This is a genomic window from Thermoanaerobacter kivui, from assembly GCF_000763575.1.
GTDB lineage: Bacteria > Bacillota > Thermoanaerobacteria > Thermoanaerobacterales > Thermoanaerobacteraceae > Thermoanaerobacter > Thermoanaerobacter kivui.
Window position 1 is genome coordinate 2262085 of sequence record NZ_CP009170.1, and the last position, 18298, is coordinate 2280382.

Here is an 18298-nt window from a genome sequence, read left to right on the forward strand (position 1 = left end):
TTCTCACATAAAACTTACACATGTTTTTTTAAACAATCTAAAAATTTTTTTTCGAGATTTTTATCATATCTTAGATACAATTTCCCCTCTTTTTTCCTTACTTCTGTGACATTTCTTTCAAAGCCTGCATGAGCCAAAAAATTTCTATCCTCAAAAAAGCTGGGTTCCCCTTCATCTATAAAGTTATAAACTTTATTCCACTCTTCTGTAGCTTGATTTAAAATAGATTTCTCTTTTCCTCCGTAACATAAATTGCGAATTTCCTTTCCTAAAATTGAAACATGTGTTCCCAGCTCAAACAGTTCATAAATAGAATTCTCTTCAGAGGCAAAGAACTGCTTTATCTCCTCTAGTGCAATTCCCTTTTCACAGTCATATTTTGATATACCCCTAGCCTCTAAAACCTTTAAAATTCCCGCATAAAATCCCAAAGACAGAATTGTATTTAAATAATCGGCTTTTGAAAGACCTGGTGAACTATTCCATGACCTTGAAAGTTTTTGCTTTAACATTTCCAAAAAATTTTTTAAAAACGAAATTACATCTTCCCGAACATTCCTTTTCCCCATTTGCCATTCTTCGCGCTAAGTTGAAATCCTCAATCTCTTTTTTCTTTATAGGAGAAGAAAAGAAAGTTTTAAAGCGCAATTCCTCGATATGTATTTTATAAGTTTTTTCTAACTCTGATAAAATGGGATCTGAAAACGCTAAAAATATTTTGGGTCTTTTTTCTTTTTTAAGCCAATTTAAAAGGCCAGAAAATACTGAAAAATGCCTCACTGCTTCCAACAATGCTGAAATATACATATTTTGTCCGCTAGATATGTCAATATAAAACTCTATTGCTCCATTATCTTTGTTGTATTCATTTAAATACCTTATAGCCATGTCACTAAAAATTTGTAAAACTATATCATCATAGGAACAATTAAACTTTATAGGTTTACCAAAAAGTTTATATTCTCCAATAGAGTAAATAACTAGAAAATCCTCCGCAATTTTGGAATAGGGATGCATTCTAAAAAAATCATAAGGACTTAAAAGATATTCTTCCAACGCGTTCGAAGTTATACCACTAATTTTTTCTTTAAATTCGTTTAATTCCCTATACTGGTTGCCTTTTTTATCCTTCAAAAGCCAATCGATGACCGTTTCATTAAGCAAAAGACTCGTAGGATAGATTAAAACAACTTTTGCAGTTTCAGTTTGAAAGCCCTCTTCTTCAAACGCTCTTTTTATGGCAAAGCTTGAAAGTAATTCTTTATAACTTTTGTCTTTAAAGTTAAACTCCCTCATTTCCATAAAATCTCTTGCGAATCTCCCTATTTGATATATAAGTTTCATATTCTCGCCTCCATTGCAATTGACCTTGCTATAATCAACATATTAGCAAAATTCATCACTCCATTTGGCGTTTTTGAAACTATTTCATCAAATTTAGGAAGCAGTATTTCATCAGCATACTTTTCTAAATCATCTCTGTTTCTACTCTGTCGAATAAATATTCTTTTCAATTCATTTCTCAAAATCCCGAGAACCTGCTCTTTATTTTTATCATCATACAGTCTGTCCACTACCTCAAAAAATTGATAAGGAAATGTGGATGAAAATTCTTCTTTCTTGAAATGCTCTATAAGTTCTTTCAAAAAATCTATCAACTCCCATTTGCCCCCGCATTCTTTCGGTGCCCCACTTCCTTTTATAAACTTAAGGCAAAATGCATTTCTATTATACTGTCTTTCATCCTTTGCTTTCTTCTGAGCCAGTTGAACCTCTTTTAAGGCAAGATAAAGAGGGTATTTATGATGAACTATCACAATCCCTGCACTCATGGAGGCCTCAGAACTTAAAACTTCTTTAAAAGCGTTCTGCAATTCATAAGCACATCCCAACACCTCTTCTACAGGAAGTAATGCTAGAACGTCATCCCCTCCTGTATAAACCAATTTTCCGTAATGTTTTTCTTCTACAATTTTTCGCACTTCTTGAAGAGCAAATGTAGAAATTTTTCTGCTTAGGGTCTGGTGAAGAGAAGGAGTAGTAGGGTGTTTCTTGTAAAGTATCAAAGATAGGTTATCTTTTGCATGTTGTTTTATATGTTCTCCTACTTTGGGGTGTAAAGTTTCCATTATAGATGGACTATTCTCTCCTTTTAACCATTTCCCCATGTGATCTCCATCCATTTGAAGAATAGCATAATACCTGGAAGGGTTGATTTTGTAAGTCTCCAGAAGCTTTCTTATTTTCTGAGCCATGTTCTGAAAGTCCTCTATTTCGAAGTTCTCTGCATATTCGCTTTTAATATATTCTTCTCTATAACTCTCTTTCATTAGCCATTGACCATCTATCTCAAAAAGCTGGTTATCCTTTAATTTTGGAACAGAAACAGTATTGGGAAGCATAAATTTCTGCTTAAATTCTTTAAATAATTCCTTAAACTCTGCAATAAACTCTTTGTTCTCAGCAATTCTCCTTTTTTCTCCAATAGCTGCCATTTCAGAAGTTGAGGGAAATTTCAGTTCTTCGGAAAGATTTAGCTCTTCCTTCATTCTCTTTGGGAACAATCGCTTCGCAAGACACACCCCACAAAGTTGTTCTTTTTCTTTTACTAAACCTTTTTCCTTACTCCTTAATTTCTCCCAATCCAATGGCAAAACTTCAAATTCTCCGCACAAACTGCATTTACGCCCTTTTTGCTCTAACTGTTCAAATTCTCTTATGCTTTTCCTTGTTCCAAGCAGTTTTTCGGTTAGTTCAAGAAGCAGTGAATAGGCTATGCTAAAATCTCTATATTTTTTACTTTTTTCTTGATTTTTACCTAATATTTTATTAACATGTTTCGTAAACTCACTTATCGTGTGATAAAGCTCTGTCTCCCCTATTATTTCTCTATAACCAGCCAAAGCCTCTTCTGGAGATTCTTCTTCTTCAAACCATGGCATAACTGCCCAATAAACCTGAAAATATTTTAATAGCTGATTTTCAATCTGCAACTGAATTTTTTCTAAATCTCTATCCCGATTTAAAATGCCTTCTAATCTTTGCGCTGTCTTTTTGGCTAACCTCTTTAGTTGCTCTTTAAAGTTTTTCTCACATTCTTCGCCCAGTTTCAAAGCTTCTCCTTCATTAACCGGCACAATTGCAAGAAACTTATTAGGCATATTAGCAATAGTCAATTTTCCTTCTAAACTTTCAGACCTCGGCACTCTATTCCATTCTTTAAACCATTCATCAAACTCTGTTTGCGCTAGATCCGTGAATGAATTACCAAATACCTTTGAACTAAGCCATAAATCTACAAGAGGTTGACCTAAAAGATTCGGGTACACAATTACATCTGGCCCATAATGTTCAACTACAAACTTCATACTTTCCCATATGAAGTAAGAAAGCATATAACTGCCTGCCCATAAATCAGAAGTTTTTCTAGCGGTAGCAATAAAGCTTTGAACAGGACCAATTGTAAAAAGCAAAAATGCTGGTTTGGGAAGAGCTGAAACCAGAGTGGACGTTTGAACAAGGTGATCATAAATAGAATGATTGGGTGCCCTTGTATCTGCAGGATGAATTTTAATCCAGTGAAAAATTTTTTGATAGAATCTCCATAGAAATAAAAACAAGATTTTTGCTTTTTCTTCTTTATTTATCTGAGAAAGCTTATAATTCGTTGCAAGTTTCTCTATTAATTCTAAAAAACGCTTATTCTCAGTTTCATAATCTGTTTCTGCCAGTATATCGTAATATATTTTTTTATTAAATATGTCAAAAAATATCACATCTTCTCCTCTTATTTTAACAGCCACTGGGGGAAGTATTCTATTTACAGGATAAGCTTGTGTATCTGCTTTTTCAATAAGTTTCTCTTCTTCCTCCGTTAAATCTTCTCCAAGAAGTGGTTCAATTACTTTAGATTTAATTAAAATCTCATGGCATCGACCTTTTTCCTGAAGCTGGAACTTTTTTATACATTCTTCATTGTCCATAGAAATTATCCAATGCTTATGAGGAGGGTCATGAAGAAAAGCTTTAAGTTTCAGAAGCCATACTTTTTCCATCTTTTTCTCCCTCACTTTTTCTAAACTTCAAAAAAGAAAATTTTGTATAATTATCATCTAACAGTTCTGCTTTTTACTATGTATAATTCTACATCAATTGCCAATTTCCTTCTTGAAATTATAAAAATTTCAACTTTTTTAACAAACACTCATCTTTCTTCTGTAAAAAATTAGGGAATAGTACAAAAAGCGGGAATTGCGGGAATTAATAAGATATAGGCGGAGTTTAATAGAAGAACGTGCCAGAGAAATAAACCGGATGCAAAAAGTATTAGAGGGAGCAAATATTAAACTTGCTTCTGTGACTACAGATATACTGGGTAAATCATCACGTGCGATAATTGAAGCTATAATTAATGGAGAAGAAGATCCAGCCATTTTATCCGAATTGGCCCAGAAACGATTAAAGAATAAGAAAGAAGAACTAAAGAAAGCTTTAAATGGTTTGATAGGACCACATCAAAGATTAATGTTAAAGACACAGCTGGCACATATAGATTTTCTTGATGAACAAATAGCCTTATTGAAGAGGACCTGGAGAGTTTAGACACTATTCCAGGAGGGGGCAGACGCACAGCTGAACACATAATAACTGAAAGCGAGGGTGTTGTGAATCGCCACATTCGCGGGAGAAGGAACCTTTAAAACGTAACATCGACATTCGCGAACGTCGCAAGACTATCGCTTCCGGAAGAAAATGGTCCCAACGAGAGCGCCGGCGATGGCGCCTGCTGCGACGCTCGCGCCAAGCGGTAAGGCGGTACCCCAGAAGCCATGAACAGCCCAGTTACCGAAAATAGGTGCCACCCAGAGAGATGGCAAAAATAGGAGCAGATACTTCATACCGTATCCCAGGTAATCGTGGATGGTTTCTCTAATCTCGGGTACTACAAGGATGACATAACTCAAAGCACCCCAGAGTGCCCCAATCAAGCTTCCCCAGTAGAGGGGCAACACGTCCATCACCTCCCTCCAATGACCACGGGGGCCTGCCACGAAAGCGCAAGCCGACCAGCGGCAGGCCCCCGAATTCTATCGTTCAAAACCCGAGCGCGGCCGGACCGGACCAGCGCCGGCTCAGGAAGACTGGGTAACCCTGAGCGCACAGAGAGCTCCTGGAACCGCGCCCGTATGGAGAGACGCATTCCGCGTTACGGCACGTTAATGAACACCGGATTCGCCCATACCTCGCTGAGGTCCGAGCCGTCCGTCTTAGTGAATTCGAACTTTACGACATAAAAGCCGTCGGTCGATGGGGCTATAGTGTTCCAATATATCACCGATGTAGACGGATTGGTCACGGTATAGACGGCTACCTGGTCCTTGTTGAATACCGTGATCTTCGTGCACTTCCGGCCGGTTACCGGGGTCTGTACCAGCTTGAACTGCAGACTCGAGCCGGGTGTCACGTTCAGGACGCTTCCTTGAACGGCCCCGTTGACGGTAAAGTATCCGAGGTCCTTCCGCCCGGAGGCGCTGACCCTACCGGACTTGATCGCATCCCAGATAGCAGCCCTGTTTGTCGACGAATACGAAGTCGCGTACGCCCAGGTGAACCCCGCGAACCCCGGCGCCTGGAAGTTGTGGCAATCCGACGTCCCGATGCCCACCATAAACCTACCGCTGGACATCGTTGAAGAAAGCCCGCTGCGCAACAGCGTAAACCAGCGAGAGATAGTATCGGGTTTGACAACGGTCTCCTGACTTAAAAGCTCCATCCCGCAAAAACCCGTTGCATTCCAGTCACTCCACGGATGAGCTCCGTAAGGATGGGCGATGACCGCATAGGAGTACGGATAGTTATGCCCGTTTATCCGGTTGATGAGCTCTTGCGCTGGATAGGTTTGGTTATTGGGCACCGTGGCAGCTGTTTCACTCATCCAGTAAGCTAGGGCATCCCCTTGGGAGTTTGCCGTAGTGATCTCTACACCTGGTAGCGCGGGGATAAGGTACTTGGACTGAGGTTTCAATCCCTCTTAGGTAGGCTAAAAACCTGTAATTGTTTTTGTGTATCTTATGCGCTTTCCTGGTTTCAATCCCTCTTAGGTAGGCTAAAAACGGTTGTAGGAGACAGCAAGCGTGGCGAATACCCTGTGTTTCAATCCCTCTTAGGTAGGCTAAAAACGTATCCGGTGTGTCAGTAGGAAGCACCGCTGTCACCTGTTTCAATCCCTCTTAGGTAGGCTAAAAACAACAGCTGATTGACAAGCAGCTGATTGACAAACAGCGTTTCAATCCCTCTTAGGTAGGCTAAAAACGCTCCAGAAAAATCAAGGCTTCCGGGCATTTGAATATAGTTTCAATCCCTCTTAGGTAGGCTAAAAACAACTACACGAGAGACTGAAAAAATACAGCAACGAAGTTTCAATCCCTCTTAGGTAGGCTAAAAACCTATCCTCCGCCAAGAAGGTGCTTTCTTAGCTGCTTGTTTCAATCCCTCTTAGGTAGGCTAAAAACTAGTGCCCTATAACGGTGCAAATATCCTGCGTAGTGTTTCAATCCCTCTTAGGTAGGCTAAAAACTTATTTCTGTTTTAAAGGGTAGCAAAAGGGTTGCATTGTTTCAATCCCTCTTAGGTAGGCTAAAAACGGTTCTCCGCCTGCCGGAGGTTGCCACTCCGGCAGGGTTTCAATCCCTCTTAGGTAGGCTAAAAACTCTAGTAAAACTAGAAGATGGAGAGAGGAGGTTGTCCTGTTTCAATCCCTCTTAGGTAGGCTAAAAACCTGCTCTTTTGTAAGTTCTTCTACATTACTTGTACTGGTTTCAATCCCTCTTAGGTAGGCTAAAAACGAGGGAACCGCCAAGGTTCTCTCGGAAATATTAGGAATGTTTCAATCCCTCTTAGGTAGGCTAAAAACTAGCAACGCCTATGATTGAAAGCCCGACTATAACCGGTTTCAATCCCTCTTAGGTAGGCTAAAAACTGGAAAATCGTGATTTAGAAAAAATCATTGAAACATTGTTTCAATCCCTCTTAGGTAGGCTAAAAACATGCAAAAATTCAAATCGACTACACAGACCCTTTCATGTTTCAATCCCTCTTAGGTAGGCTAAAAACTGCCGGTTTTCCAAGTATTTCTGATATTTTATTAATGTTTCAATCCCTCTTAGGTCGGCTAAAAACCCCATGTCGCCATTTTTATTCATCCTCCTTTTTTGTGTTTCAATCCCTCTTAGGTAGGCTAAAAACAACGCTGTCCGAGATTGACGCTGCCTTGGCACAGGTGTTTCAATCCCTCTTAGGTAGGCTAAAAACACAGGATAGCCTGCAAAGGTATTCGGTCTGCCAGCTGTTTCAATCCCTCTTAGGTAGGCTAAAAACGAAGAAGGCCAAACAAAAAATGCAATCGTATGGTTTGTTTCAATCCCTCTTAGGTAGGCTAAAAACCTCCATACCCTTCTTCATGTCAGCGAGTATCTCGCGTTTCAATCCCTCTTAGGTAGGCTAAAAACGAGGTGAAGTAGTAAAGGTTTGGCTTACAGCGCATGAGTTTCAATCCCTCTTAGGTAGGCTAAAAACTTTCCACCTTCCCATCATCCCCTTTCAGAAGGTCGCGTTTCAATCCCTCTTAGGTAGGCTAAAAACGGGCTTGAGTACGATATACCGGAACCGGATGATTTGTTTCAATCCCTCTTAGGTAGGCTAAAAACAGCGGGGTATGGGGGAGGGGAATACTAGCATATTCCGTTTCAATCCCTCTTAGGTAGGCTAAAAACGAAAAACGAATGCTTCAGGACTTTCATGAACGGGGAGTTTCAATCCCTCTTAGGTAGGCTAAAAACTCGATGACTTGGGTAAAGAAAACGTGTCTGAATACAGTTTCAATCCCTCTTAGGTAGGCTAAAAACCAGTATGCACACGTTGTAATGGAAGCGGTTGGATAAGTTTCAATCCCTCTTAGGTAGGCTAAAAACCTGACGAGATAAAAAATCCGCGGGGCGATTAGGCCTTGTTTCAATCCCTCTTAGGTAGGCTAAAAACGCGGTGCGGATAAAGGGTTTCCCACGCTGGAAACCTCGTTTCAATCCCTCTTAGGTAGGCTAAAAACAGCTATACTAAGGGCACGATGTTTTCCGCTAAAAATGTTTCAATCCCTCTTAGGTAGGCTAAAAACTGGTACCGGGTTCCCGTACTCTCAGTAGCAAACGAGGTTTCAATCCCTCTTAGGTAGGCTAAAAACGCCTACCGGCGGGAAAATATTTTTCGGCAGTGCAGAGTTTCAATCCCTCTTAGGTAGGCTAAAAACGAGTATTTCTAAACCCGCCGGTGGCCGGGGCGGGATAGTTTCAATCCCTCTTAGGTAGGCTAAAAACATCACTAGCTAATTTTTTTATTTGTCTTCTAATGCGGTTTCAATCCCTCTTAGGTAGGCTAAAAACTTTTGTTATCAGGTCTAATCTGCCTTCAGTCCACGCATGTTTCAATCCCTCTTAGGTAGGCTAAAAACAATATTTAAAAGAGGGTAAAAATGTTATATATGATGGTTTCAATCCCTCTTAGGTAGGCTAAAAACTAAGGGCAGTATAGAATATTTTAAAGTTGCATACACGTTTCAATCCCTCTTAGGTAGGCTAAAAACTCAGGATGGCAGTCGCTGGGGGAAATGCTTACCTCAGCGTTTCAATCCCTCTTAGGTAGGCTAAAAACAACAAGCATGATAGCAGCACTAATGCCCCTTGGGATTTATTTCAATCCCTCTTAGGTAGGCTAAAAACGATATTAAGAAAACGGCTGAAGATTACTACATCGGATTTCAATCCCTCTTAGGTAGGCTAAAAACAAGACGAAAAGGGGCTAAAAATTAGGGCTAAATTGGCGATTTCAATCCCTCTTAGGTAGGCTAAAAACAAGACGAAAAGGGGCTAAAAATTAGGGCTAAATTGGCGATTTCAATCCCTCTTAGGTAGGCTAAAAACATCATATGCAGAGTTTTGCAGATTATTATTTTGTACCATTTCAATCCCTCTTAGGTAGGCTAAAAACCTGCTGGTGGCTGTTCCTGGCAGTAGCTCTAGCAGTAGTAAATTTCAATCCCTCTTAGGTAGGCTAAAAACTAAGATACTCTATTTCTTCTTCCGTTAGCTCAGGAATTTCAATCCCTCTTAGGTAGGCTAAAAACTCTTTTGTATCCATTCTTATCCTCTCCATTCTTCGATTTCAATCCCTCTTAGGTAGGCTAAAAACGGATAAAAATATCCTTATAAGGACTGCATCAAGTGAATTTCAATCCCTCTTAGGTAGGCTAAAAACAGGATGGCCTCTATATAGGCCAGATTTCTTTTGTTATTTCATTTCAATCCCTCTTAGGTAGGCTAAAAACAAGAGTGAGTAATTATGAAGAGTCCATATTCAAGAATGCTATTTCAATCCCTCTTAGGTAGGCTAAAAACCTGGGCGTGCAATGGGTTTTGAGTCGTATACGCATTATTTCAATCCCTCTTAGGTAGGCTAAAAACTACGATGAAGAGAAGAAAAACGAAAGATTGTATGTACATTTCAATCCCTCTTAGGTAGGCTAAAAACTAGCAGTTCCGCCAGTATGGGAAAATTGCCAAGGTTCATTTCAATCCCTCTTAGGTAGGCTAAAAACAATATGGAAAGAGTCAGGTGTAGACGTTGCAGAAGAATTTCAATCCCTCTTAGGTAGGCTAAAAACTAAGTCAACCAACTGCTTAATCACTCCGGAATAGTTCTATTTCAATCCCTCTTAGGTAGGCTAAAAACAAGAAAAGGCAATAAATATGTGTATTTCTCTACTCCATTTCAATCCCTCTTAGGTAGGCTAAAAACAGCATTATCCTCATCTTCACCTCCTTCATCTACTTCATTTCAATCCCTCTTAGGTAGGCTAAAAACAGCATTATCCTCATCTTCACCTCCTTCATCTACTTCATTTCAATCCCTCTTAGGTAGGCTAAAAACAAGAACTAATCAGGCTAGAAGAAGCAGTAAAAACATCATATTTCAATCCCTCTTAGGTAGGCTAAAAACGTAGAGCACTGCTAAGTAAAGGTTTTGTTTTGTATGGATTTCAATCCCTCTTAGGTAGGCTAAAAACTTCCAGCATACTTACAAACATCTCAGCAAACTTCTTATTTCAATCCCTCTTAGGTAGGCTAAAAACACGGGATACCAAACTCTCCAAATTGGTATCCCGCTTTTGATTTCAATCCCTCTTAGGTAGGCTAAAAACACGTACTTTTACCTCACTAGCATTTAGAGTTACTGCATTTCAATCCCTCTTAGGTAGGCTAAAAACTATAAATGCGTCACTCTCTTTAAATTGTGCTTCTAAAGTTTCAATCCCTCTTAGGTAGGCTAAAAACTTACCCGGGAGTACAACGGCTAGGAGGTGGTCTGTGTTTCAATCCCTCTTAGGTAGGCTAAAAACTTGGGTATAAAAATATGAGTGCCCTCACAAATTTATGTTTCAATCCCTCTTAGGTAGGCTAAAAACAGGACGGAGAAAAGTATTTTTTGCTTCGCGTAAAAGGGTTTCAATCCCTCTTAGGTAGGCTAAAAACAAATGAATTTGTGGCAACTCATCTACTGTGTTATTTTGTTTCAATCCCTCTTAGGTAGGCTAAAAACAATAGGCGCTTGTCCTGATAGCCGTTCAGCTTTCTTATGTTTCAATCCCTCTTAGGTAGGCTAAAAACATCTGTGCGCAAAAAAATAAAGCTGTTCACAGGTTTGTTTCAATCCCTCTTAGGTAGGCTAAAAACAAAAGATACCTTTATGTGCAGGGAGGTTGCAGAGGTGTTTCAATCCCTCTTAGGTAGGCTAAAAACAATAATCCCCCAAATGGATACACTCGTTATCAACAATGTTTCAATCCCTCTTAGGTAGGCTAAAAACCTTTTTCTCTTGTTCTCAGCAGCTGCAGATAGTCTAGTTTCAATCCCTCTTAGGTAGGCTAAAAACAGTGTTATTATAGAGAATACAAATGCTTTTGCATCAGTTTCAATCCCTCTTAGGTAGGCTAAAAACTATAGAAGAATGGATTGAACAGCATTATAAAGATTTGTTTCAATCCCTCTTAGGTAGGCTAAAAACTTGCAAGCTTCCATTTTGTTTTGACTGCCACTCTTGTTTCAATCCCTCTTAGGTAGGCTAAAAACCTATGTCCAATATGAGAACAGGTGTATCTGCTTATGTTGTTTCAATCCCTCTTAGGTAGGCTAAAAACTTTTTCATGCGAAAAGAAGTACTTGTTCGGATTGTGCGGTTTCAATCCCTCTTAGGTAGGCTAAAAACAAGGCATAAATTTGGCTCAGAATCGTTTCTAAAATGGTTTCAATCCCTCTTAGGTAGGCTAAAAACAAGGCACAAATTTGGCTCAGAATCGTTTCTAAAATGGTTTCAATCCCTCTTAGGTAGGCTAAAAACAATTACAAGAAGATATGCGCATCTGGGAAGTATCCGGGTTTCAATCCCTCTTAGGTAGGCTAAAAACATGGCTACTTCCATTCCGCATCCTATATCTACTCCAAGTTTCAATCCCTCTTAGGTAGGCTAAAAACGCACAATAGGACAGGCGCAAGAGGAAGGAAAAGAAAAGGGTTTCAATCCCTCTTAGGTAGGCTAAAAACAGGACATTTGGAACATGAGGGGAATATTTTTTCTAACGTTTCAATCCCTCTTAGGTAGGCTAAAAACACGTTCAAAAAACCATAAAAAGCGAATAAAAATTTTGCCTCTCATAATGGCTTTGTCAAGTATCTTGCCTTTATTATATCACATTATTCGATAAAATCAATTACCTTAATGAAAACAAAAAATAAAAATGTCGTCGATCTCCAGTGATTTTTGCATTATTAGGGATCGACGACAAATATTTTGTTATCAGACGTACTTTATAAAATTGGTATCAATAAATTATTTGCCAAAAGTATAGCAAAATGTAATAATCATTTAAACCAAAGTTGCCCCAGGAAAATACCTTATAGAAAATAGAATTGCCTAAAGATAACTATGGAAAACTATAGGATTTATATAGACAGATAATAGTGAGTTTGGGAAAACTTGAAGAATTTATTTTCGGAAAATATTTCTGATAGTCTAAAGTTTTGTAAAAAACAACCCCAAGGTAAAGTCAAAAAATTGGAAATTACCCACCAGGTTTTAATTTTTATATTTTATTGAAAATGGTTTGGAATATTCAATATATCCATTCTTCTCCTCCCTTTTTTATCCCTAAAAGCTCTCTTTTAGTATATTTAGTATTGCCTAAAATATAAAATAGAACAGAATCTTCTTCAGGGTCAATAATGCGTGTAAGGTCATTTTTTAAAGCTCGATAGGTAGCTTCTGTGAGTTCTCCTTCCAATACAGAATTCTGCACCCAAGTGAGATAACGCCGGGCGGTTTTTAGAACTTTATTTACTCTATTTACATTTACATCATATACCAAAATCACATACATAATTTCTCTACTCCTGCAGAAAGAATAGTTTTAATTTCACCATCTACTCACAAAAGGTTCATATAATTCTTCCCCAATAAGATGTTTTTCTATCTTATATAGTTCCAATCGAATCAAAGTCTGATAACTTACATTGCGTTTAAGACGGCGATGATAAAACGTGGTTCGTAGTTTATCTTCAAATTCTTGCACATAAAGACGCCTCCCTCTTTCTTTTAGTAAAAACACTCCTCCCTGGTTTTCGAAATCATCTTCTTTTATAACGTTCTTATTCAAAAGTGTAAAAAGCACTCTATCAGCATAAATAGGTTTAAAAATTTCTGCTACATCTAAATTCAGTGTAAAACGCCTGAAATTAGTAGTGTGGAAATAACCAATCCTTGGATCTAAATGTGTCTTATAAATTTCAGTCAAAATCTTAGTATAAACTAATGAATTGCCAAAACTAATAAGAGCATTCAGTGGATCAGTAGGCGGGCGTTTACTTCTATTTTTCAAAATAAAAGGAGTATCATCGAGTATCGTGTTAAAACTTTCATAATAATAACGACGAATATTTCCTTCTAAAGCCATTAATTCTTCCACTGAAGAAACCGAAGATACACTCTCTTCTAATAAGGAAATTGCATACAAATAGCTTTCTAAATCTTTACCGCGATTCTGATAATACTTTAATACCTGTACAATATTGGCTACTGCACCTTGAACAAATCTTTTTGCTAAGTCTAAACGTTTAGTAGAGTCTAAGTAATGTTCTGCTTGTCTTAAAATTATATAGCCTGAATTATAATGTTCCCTAGGGTAAAAAGTTCCTACATAGTTACCATAGTAACCAAAAAAATGCAAGATTATTTCTTTATCTTCGGCGAATTCTATAAACTTTTTATTCAAATCAACTTCTCCAAAAACATATATATCCCTTATACTTTCTACGGGAAAATATTTTCTCTCCTTTTCTCCCTCCACGCAAATGGTATTATCTTTTCTATACAATCTGCCATTGGCAAAAAGATAAAGTGTTTTCTGCAAATATTTTTCACCTCACTTTTATTACTATTTCATTAATCATACCTATGCCCAGCAAAATTCGGCATAGGCACATTTGGAACAATAACGTCCTCTGTGAGGAGATGGAGGAAGTGGTTGGTTTATCAATTCTAAAATTTCCTGCTTTACCTTTTCTACTTTTCCTTCCCATTCTGGGGTTAAAATCAAAATCTCTTTTTTTCTCTCCTCTGGAAATAAAAGTTCTCCTTCAGCCTCTATCCCCATATTTTTTAATTCATAAAGATAAAAAGCTAACTGCATTCGTGCAGCCTCTATAGCTTTAGAAGTTTTCTTAACTTCAGCTATCACTAAAGTTTTTTCGCCCCTTTTAATCATATCTAAAGCCAAATGTTCTATGTGCACTTCTTTTCTTTCCCTACTATAGGCTTGTTTTTGAATTAATCTACCTATCTGTAAAAATATATTATCTTCGTCTGGACATACCTGTCGAGACATAAGCCATACCTGACGTGGACATATAAAAAAGGCCTGTACATAACTACCTATAACCTTAGATAGTTCTTCTTCCAAAGAAAATAAAGTACTCAATAGATCCACGTCCCTTCTTCCTTAAGCTTAAATCCAGTATTTGGGTCATAAAACTCATCTACTAAATCTCTGGAAAGATAGGGTATGGTTTTGCCTATATCTACTTTGTTTATCAAGACTTTAGCTGGTACAGAAATAATGTAACGTCCAAAATCCTTTTTTATTTTGTAAAAGGCTTCCCATCGGGCTTTACGATTAGAGGCTTTAATTACTTCTCTTTGATAAAAATTCCAAACTTCTTCTGCCTTATCATCTAACGCAACATATACACTTACAAGGTCCCACCGATTTTTAATCAATTGAAAATCGCTAACACCATAAGTATCATTTTGTGCTTTAGTAAACCGGCAGTAAGACATAGCCTCCAATAGCCCTATACTTTTACTCTGGTCTTTTTTCTCCCTGACCATTTCAAAAAATTGTTCCACTAAAACAGGGAATTCTTTTTCATCAAATTCTCGCCTTTCTGAAAAAACTTGCTTGGCGCAATGAATATGAACTGCCCCATAAACTGATGGAGCCATAATTTCGCCGTTTTCATTTACCAATTCAAAAAGCCTTACTATACCCTTCCCATGCTTAAAATTGCGATTACATCTCCCCGCCGCTTGTATGACCGAATCGATAGGTCCAATATCTCTCCAAACCTCATCAAAATCCAAATCCACACCAGCTTCCACTACTTGGGTAGATATTACAATGGGTTTCTCTCCTCTCCTCAGTATCTCCTTGATTTTCTTTATCCTCTCCTCTCTTTGCAAAGGTATTATATTAGTAGATAAATAATAAACATCTGCTTCAGGCATAAGCATAGTTAGTTTCTCATAAAATTCTATTGAGCTTCTGATAGTATTAGATATCACGAGATAAGACTTGTCTTTCTTATAATTATTGACAAAAATTTTAACCGCATCTTCTATACTTTTTTCCCCACCTTCAATTTTTAATCGAACTCGAGAAAGTTCATTAAAGTATCCGATAATATCTTGGGCTTCCCCTGCTAACTCTATAGCTTCCCCAGGACCAAACCACTCTGGTCTGGTAGCAGTCATAAGAATCAACCTTAAATCAAAATATTCTGCTGCTTCCTTCAATACTTTTATCACAAGAGGCCAATACTCAACTGGTATATTTTGTACTTCGTCCATTATTAAAATGGAAAGGTTAAGCTGGGAAAACTTTTTAAGCATTCTATTTCTATTCCCTATTAAAGTATGAAGTAACTGTACAAAAGTAGTAACTACCACCTCACTTTTCCAGCTTTCTATAAGGAGCATAGCTTCGTCAAAAGCTCGCATATCTTCTTCCTCTCTATCTTGATAAAAAATTTCACTCAAGTGATGGTGTTTAAGTAAATAAGGCGAAGGAGTGGAGGAAAACTGATCTACAGTTTTAGAAAAAATCTGATGCATTACTTCATAAGTTTGATCTATTATGCTTGTAAAAGGCAGCGCATATATGATTTTAGGAGCCGTGCCATAGATTTCTTTTAAGCGCTCTCTTAAAATGAACGCTGCGTTTATAACAGCAAGAGTCTTACCACTGCCAGTAGGAGCTGTGAGAGTAAAAAAGCGTTGTTCAAGAGGTGCGTTTTTTATTCGTTCAGCCGCCTGTTCAAAAACTTTTTGCCGTATGTCAACAATTTTAGGTTCTCCACTAGGAGTAAAATGTTTTTCTTTATATATGACTACCAAATTAGGAGGAAAATCCACCCGTTTAACTTCTCTGACCCGTCCACTGTGAAGTTTGTCATTGTTTATTAGAACAGAAAAGAGAGACACCATTTTGAAATATTCGTTTAACTCCCCGCTTTTTGCCCTTTTTTCTCGATAAAATTTTCTCCATTTTTTATGAAGAGAAGTATAAACATTTTTCCAATCGTCAAAAAATTCATTTAAAAGCTCTTCACAGTTTTGCTTCAAAACAGAAAGGACAGGAAGGTCTTTCGCACTTAACATTTTTATTAACCACTGCCGGGCTTTATTCAAAGAAAAAGAAACAGCTTTTGCATGTTTTTTTAAGTCTTTTATTTGCTGTTCTATAATTTCTAACCGTCTGGCTTTATTGGGATCCAGAGTTTTTTCATAATAATCTTCCATCTCTAAAGGAGATACCAAGTACTCTTCTATATTCCCCAAATCTCTGTGATGCCATAGAACTGACATAAAAACCATTAATTCATCCCAATCTTTTAATCCTTCTTTACCTACTAAAAATGTACTCCATATGGCTGAAATAAAAGCATGATCTTTATAGGGATTAGTTTGCTCTTTAAGTAAATAATCTTGAAAATAACTAGTATATTTACCAAAATCATGACCAAACCCAGCAATAGTAGCGGGAAAAACCAGTTCTTTCCCATTGGGTAGTTTGATTATGTCTTCTGCAGATTTGAGTGCAACGAAAACTAAATGAGCACCTAAGCGATAGAGGGCTTTTTGTTCTCTGTGGGCATAGTAAACCATAATTCCCCCTCCATAAAAGCTACATTTTCTTCCCCTGAAGGCAGAGAAAAACTATACGCATCAATTGAGAGTATAGCTTTCCAAGGCTGCCCCTTGGTCTCATAGATATAACTTCTAGGGGGTAAAAGATTTCTGCCTTCAGAAAAAGCTTCAGGAGCTTTTTCTCTGTTTAATGTAATCCCATTAGTTAAAAAGGGCTTTTTTAAAAAATCAACCGTTAAAACAGAATGGAGCATGACCTCTTCCCCTGCAGGGATTACTTTTGAAGGTTCACCAAAATATACTAATTGAGTCTGAGCAATAAATTCTGTCAAACCCAGGTAAAGAGGAAAATACGGCTTATTCTGTTTTAGCCTTTTTGCAACTTCCTCTGTTATTCCTTCTTCTTTATGCCCAAAATAGATACGGTAATTTAGCATAGGAGCTCCTCCTCCGGGGAGGAGAAGCTCCAGAGGTACCTGGGTTCCTTTCATGAAACCTAATTTTTTCATCATATTTAGATCCTCTTCCTTAGTTCTAATATAATTTACTGTTTGAAAGAGACTTCGCACTGGAACTTTTATAACTACTCCAAATCTCGCATTGTCGGGATTTAATTTTTCATAATAGCTATCCCTTTCCCACCCCAAAATAGCCGCTATTATCCCCATGAGCACTGTCCTTGGGGGAAAAGGATAAGACAAAGAAGAAGTATTAGTATAATATTTGCGGAAATGGGCGAAAGGCCCCCGCAAATCAAATACAGCTATCTTCATATCTTCTTCTCCCTTCTTAAACCAGAGATATTACTTTCGAAGATCCCAATATATTTTCCAACATCTCAGAAAATGTTTGTTCTTCTCCATTTACAAGTGTCATCAAATCTACATCTTGCCATACGAATACCCTGTTAATCTTTTCTTTCATACCTTCCAAATATCTTGTAATTCCTCCAATTTCTAATTTTACATCTTGAATAGAGCGCAATCCTTCCTCTTCAGAAAGTCGGAGATATTGTCTTAAATCTCCTATGAAGGTCTCATCATCTATATATTCAAATCGGACATAGAGGCGAGGATATTGCCCAATTTTGGAACGAGTAGCCAATAAAGGAATGGCTTTAAGCATAGCTTGATCTAAAAGTTCTAAATCCTCATAAGTAGTAGCACCTAAGAGATTTTCTCCTGCCTTTTTGTACATTTCCCTTGCCCGGCGTGCACTGATAATCCCGTGGAAGGCAATCAAAGAATAATAAAGTCTATAATCCTTGCCAAAAGTGCCCTGACCAGCTTGCTGTCTGGAGGAAAATTGGGAAGAAATAGTATTAGATTCTACTAATTGAACTCTATTGAGAGAATATCCCCAGTTAAACTGTACTGGTCCAGTAAGAGTTATCCCTTCTCCTTCTCCCTTTCGCTCACCTTTTATAGGCATGGTAGCTCCGAAAAGGCGCACATCAATTAGTTTTGTAAGTAAAATTGGCAGGTCAGCTCCACTAACGTTATCTTTGCCTAAGATTCTTTTTATTCTATCTTCAGCTTGCCCTATGCCTTCAGCTTTGGTTACATAAATGGTTTGGTCCTCTCCCTTGGCTTGGAAATAATCATATAAATAGTCCCTTATATAGCGCTTAAGTCTTACATCAGAAACTAAATTACGCTCTCGTTCTAAGTCCATTCTTGGTCTGTTTTCGTCATCGGGGTCACCATTGGGATTGCACATCTTTGCATCGTAAATGAACAATATTTCGCCGTTCTTATCAACAAGAGTTCTCATA

Annotated in this window: 11 protein-coding genes, 1 pseudogene and 1 CRISPR repeat array; of the genes and pseudogenes, 1 reads left to right on the forward strand and 11 read right to left on the reverse strand. The window is 37.9% G+C overall.

Features of this window, described 5'->3' with window-relative positions; all coding sequences use genetic code 11:
- Window positions 1-14: 14 nt before the first annotated feature.
- From TKV_RS13710 to cas10, 3 genes are read right to left on the reverse strand one after another with little or no spacing between them, the layout of a single operon-like run.
- Window positions 15-512, reverse strand: a complete 498-nt coding sequence (locus TKV_RS13710) for a TM1812 family CRISPR-associated protein (RefSeq protein WP_049686043.1) — start codon at window positions 510-512, stop codon at window positions 15-17.
- Window positions 478-1344, reverse strand: a complete 867-nt coding sequence (gene csx1 / locus TKV_RS11500) for a CRISPR-associated CARF protein Csx1 (RefSeq protein ID WP_049686044.1) — start codon at window positions 1342-1344, stop codon at window positions 478-480. Before csx1 ends, TKV_RS13710 begins: the two co-directional genes overlap by 35 nt.
- Entirely contained in the window at window positions 1341-4055 is a 2715-nt protein-coding gene (gene cas10 / locus TKV_RS11505; RefSeq protein WP_049686045.1) for a type III-B CRISPR-associated protein Cas10/Cmr2, read from the reverse strand. The genes csx1 and cas10 overlap by 4 nt, the downstream gene beginning before the upstream one ends.
- 184 nt (window positions 4056-4239) lie before the next feature.
- On the opposite strand from cas10, the pseudogene TKV_RS11510 reads away from it, so the two are divergent.
- A pseudogene (locus tag TKV_RS11510) lies at window positions 4240-4652 on the forward strand (IS110 family transposase); the annotation flags it as partial.
- Between the two features lie 81 nt (window positions 4653-4733).
- Here TKV_RS11510 and TKV_RS11515 read toward each other — a convergent pair.
- From TKV_RS11515 to cas7b, 8 genes are all read right to left on the reverse strand, one after another.
- Window positions 4734-5018: a hypothetical protein gene (locus TKV_RS11515; RefSeq protein WP_049686047.1), complete on the reverse strand. Its 285-nt coding sequence runs from the start codon at window positions 5016-5018 to the stop codon at window positions 4734-4736.
- Between the two features lie 188 nt (window positions 5019-5206).
- Window positions 5207-5935 carry a CehA/McbA family metallohydrolase domain-containing protein gene (locus tag TKV_RS12940; protein WP_148307274.1) on the reverse strand — a complete coding sequence of 243 codons (729 nt, stop codon included), beginning with the start codon at window positions 5933-5935 and terminating at the stop codon, window positions 5207-5209.
- An 83-nt stretch (window positions 5936-6018) separates the two neighbouring features.
- Window positions 6019-11715: a CRISPR direct-repeat array (repeat unit 30 nt; unit sequence GTTTCAATCCCTCTTAGGTAGGCTAAAAAC).
- A 502-nt stretch (window positions 11716-12217) separates the two neighbouring features.
- Complete coding sequence (gene cas2, locus TKV_RS11520; protein WP_049686048.1) at window positions 12218-12481, reverse strand: CRISPR-associated endonuclease Cas2; 264 nt, start codon at window positions 12479-12481, stop codon at window positions 12218-12220.
- 36 nt (window positions 12482-12517) lie between these two features.
- On the reverse strand, window positions 12518-13510 hold the full coding sequence (gene cas1b, locus TKV_RS11525; RefSeq protein WP_049686049.1) for a type I-B CRISPR-associated endonuclease Cas1b: 993 nt from the start codon (window positions 13508-13510) through the stop codon (window positions 12518-12520).
- Window positions 13511-13552: 42 nt separating this feature from the next.
- Window positions 13553-14086: a CRISPR-associated protein Cas4 gene (cas4, locus tag TKV_RS11530; RefSeq protein WP_236617274.1), complete on the reverse strand. Its 534-nt coding sequence runs from the start codon at window positions 14084-14086 to the stop codon at window positions 13553-13555.
- Window positions 14074-16542 (reverse strand): CRISPR-associated helicase/endonuclease Cas3, encoded by a 2469-nt coding sequence (locus TKV_RS11535; protein ID WP_049686050.1) that lies wholly within the window; start codon window positions 16540-16542, stop codon window positions 14074-14076. The genes cas4 and TKV_RS11535 overlap by 13 nt, the downstream gene beginning before the upstream one ends.
- Window positions 16497-17297: a type I-B CRISPR-associated protein Cas5b gene (gene cas5b, locus TKV_RS11540; RefSeq protein WP_049686051.1), complete on the reverse strand. Its 801-nt coding sequence runs from the start codon at window positions 17295-17297 to the stop codon at window positions 16497-16499. Before cas5b ends, TKV_RS11535 begins: the two co-directional genes overlap by 46 nt.
- 16 nt (window positions 17298-17313) lie before the next feature.
- Window positions 17314-18297 carry a type I-B CRISPR-associated protein Cas7/Csh2 gene (gene cas7b, locus TKV_RS11545; RefSeq protein WP_049686052.1) on the reverse strand — a complete coding sequence of 328 codons (984 nt, stop codon included), beginning with the start codon at window positions 18295-18297 and terminating at the stop codon, window positions 17314-17316.
- Between the last annotated feature and the right edge of the window lies 1 nt (window position 18298).

Bases quoted from the DNA above. Each gene is read 5' to 3' on its own strand.
- csx1 (WP_049686044.1), bottom strand. From the start codon at position 1,344: ATGAAACTTATATATCAAATAGGGAGATTCGCAAGAGATTTTATGGAA.
- TKV_RS13710 (WP_049686043.1), bottom strand. From the start codon at position 512: ATGTTAAAGCAAAAACTTTCAAGGTCATGGAATAGTTCACCAGGTCTT.
- cas7b (WP_049686052.1), bottom strand. From the start codon at position 18,297: ATGAGAACTCTTGTTGATAAGAACGGCGAAATATTGTTCATTTACGAT.
- TKV_RS11535 (WP_049686050.1), bottom strand. From the start codon at position 16,542: ATGGTTTACTATGCCCACAGAGAACAAAAAGCCCTCTATCGCTTAGGT.
- TKV_RS12940 (WP_148307274.1), bottom strand. From the start codon at position 5,935: ATGAGTGAAACAGCTGCCACGGTGCCCAATAACCAAACCTATCCAGCG.
- cas10 (WP_049686045.1), bottom strand. From the start codon at position 4,055: ATGGAAAAAGTATGGCTTCTGAAACTTAAAGCTTTTCTTCATGACCCT.
- cas5b (WP_049686051.1), bottom strand. From the start codon at position 17,297: ATGAAGATAGCTGTATTTGATTTGCGGGGGCCTTTCGCCCATTTCCGC.
- cas2 (WP_049686048.1), bottom strand. From the start codon at position 12,481: ATGTATGTGATTTTGGTATATGATGTAAATGTAAATAGAGTAAATAAA.
- TKV_RS11515 (WP_049686047.1), bottom strand. From the start codon at position 5,018: ATGGACGTGTTGCCCCTCTACTGGGGAAGCTTGATTGGGGCACTCTGG.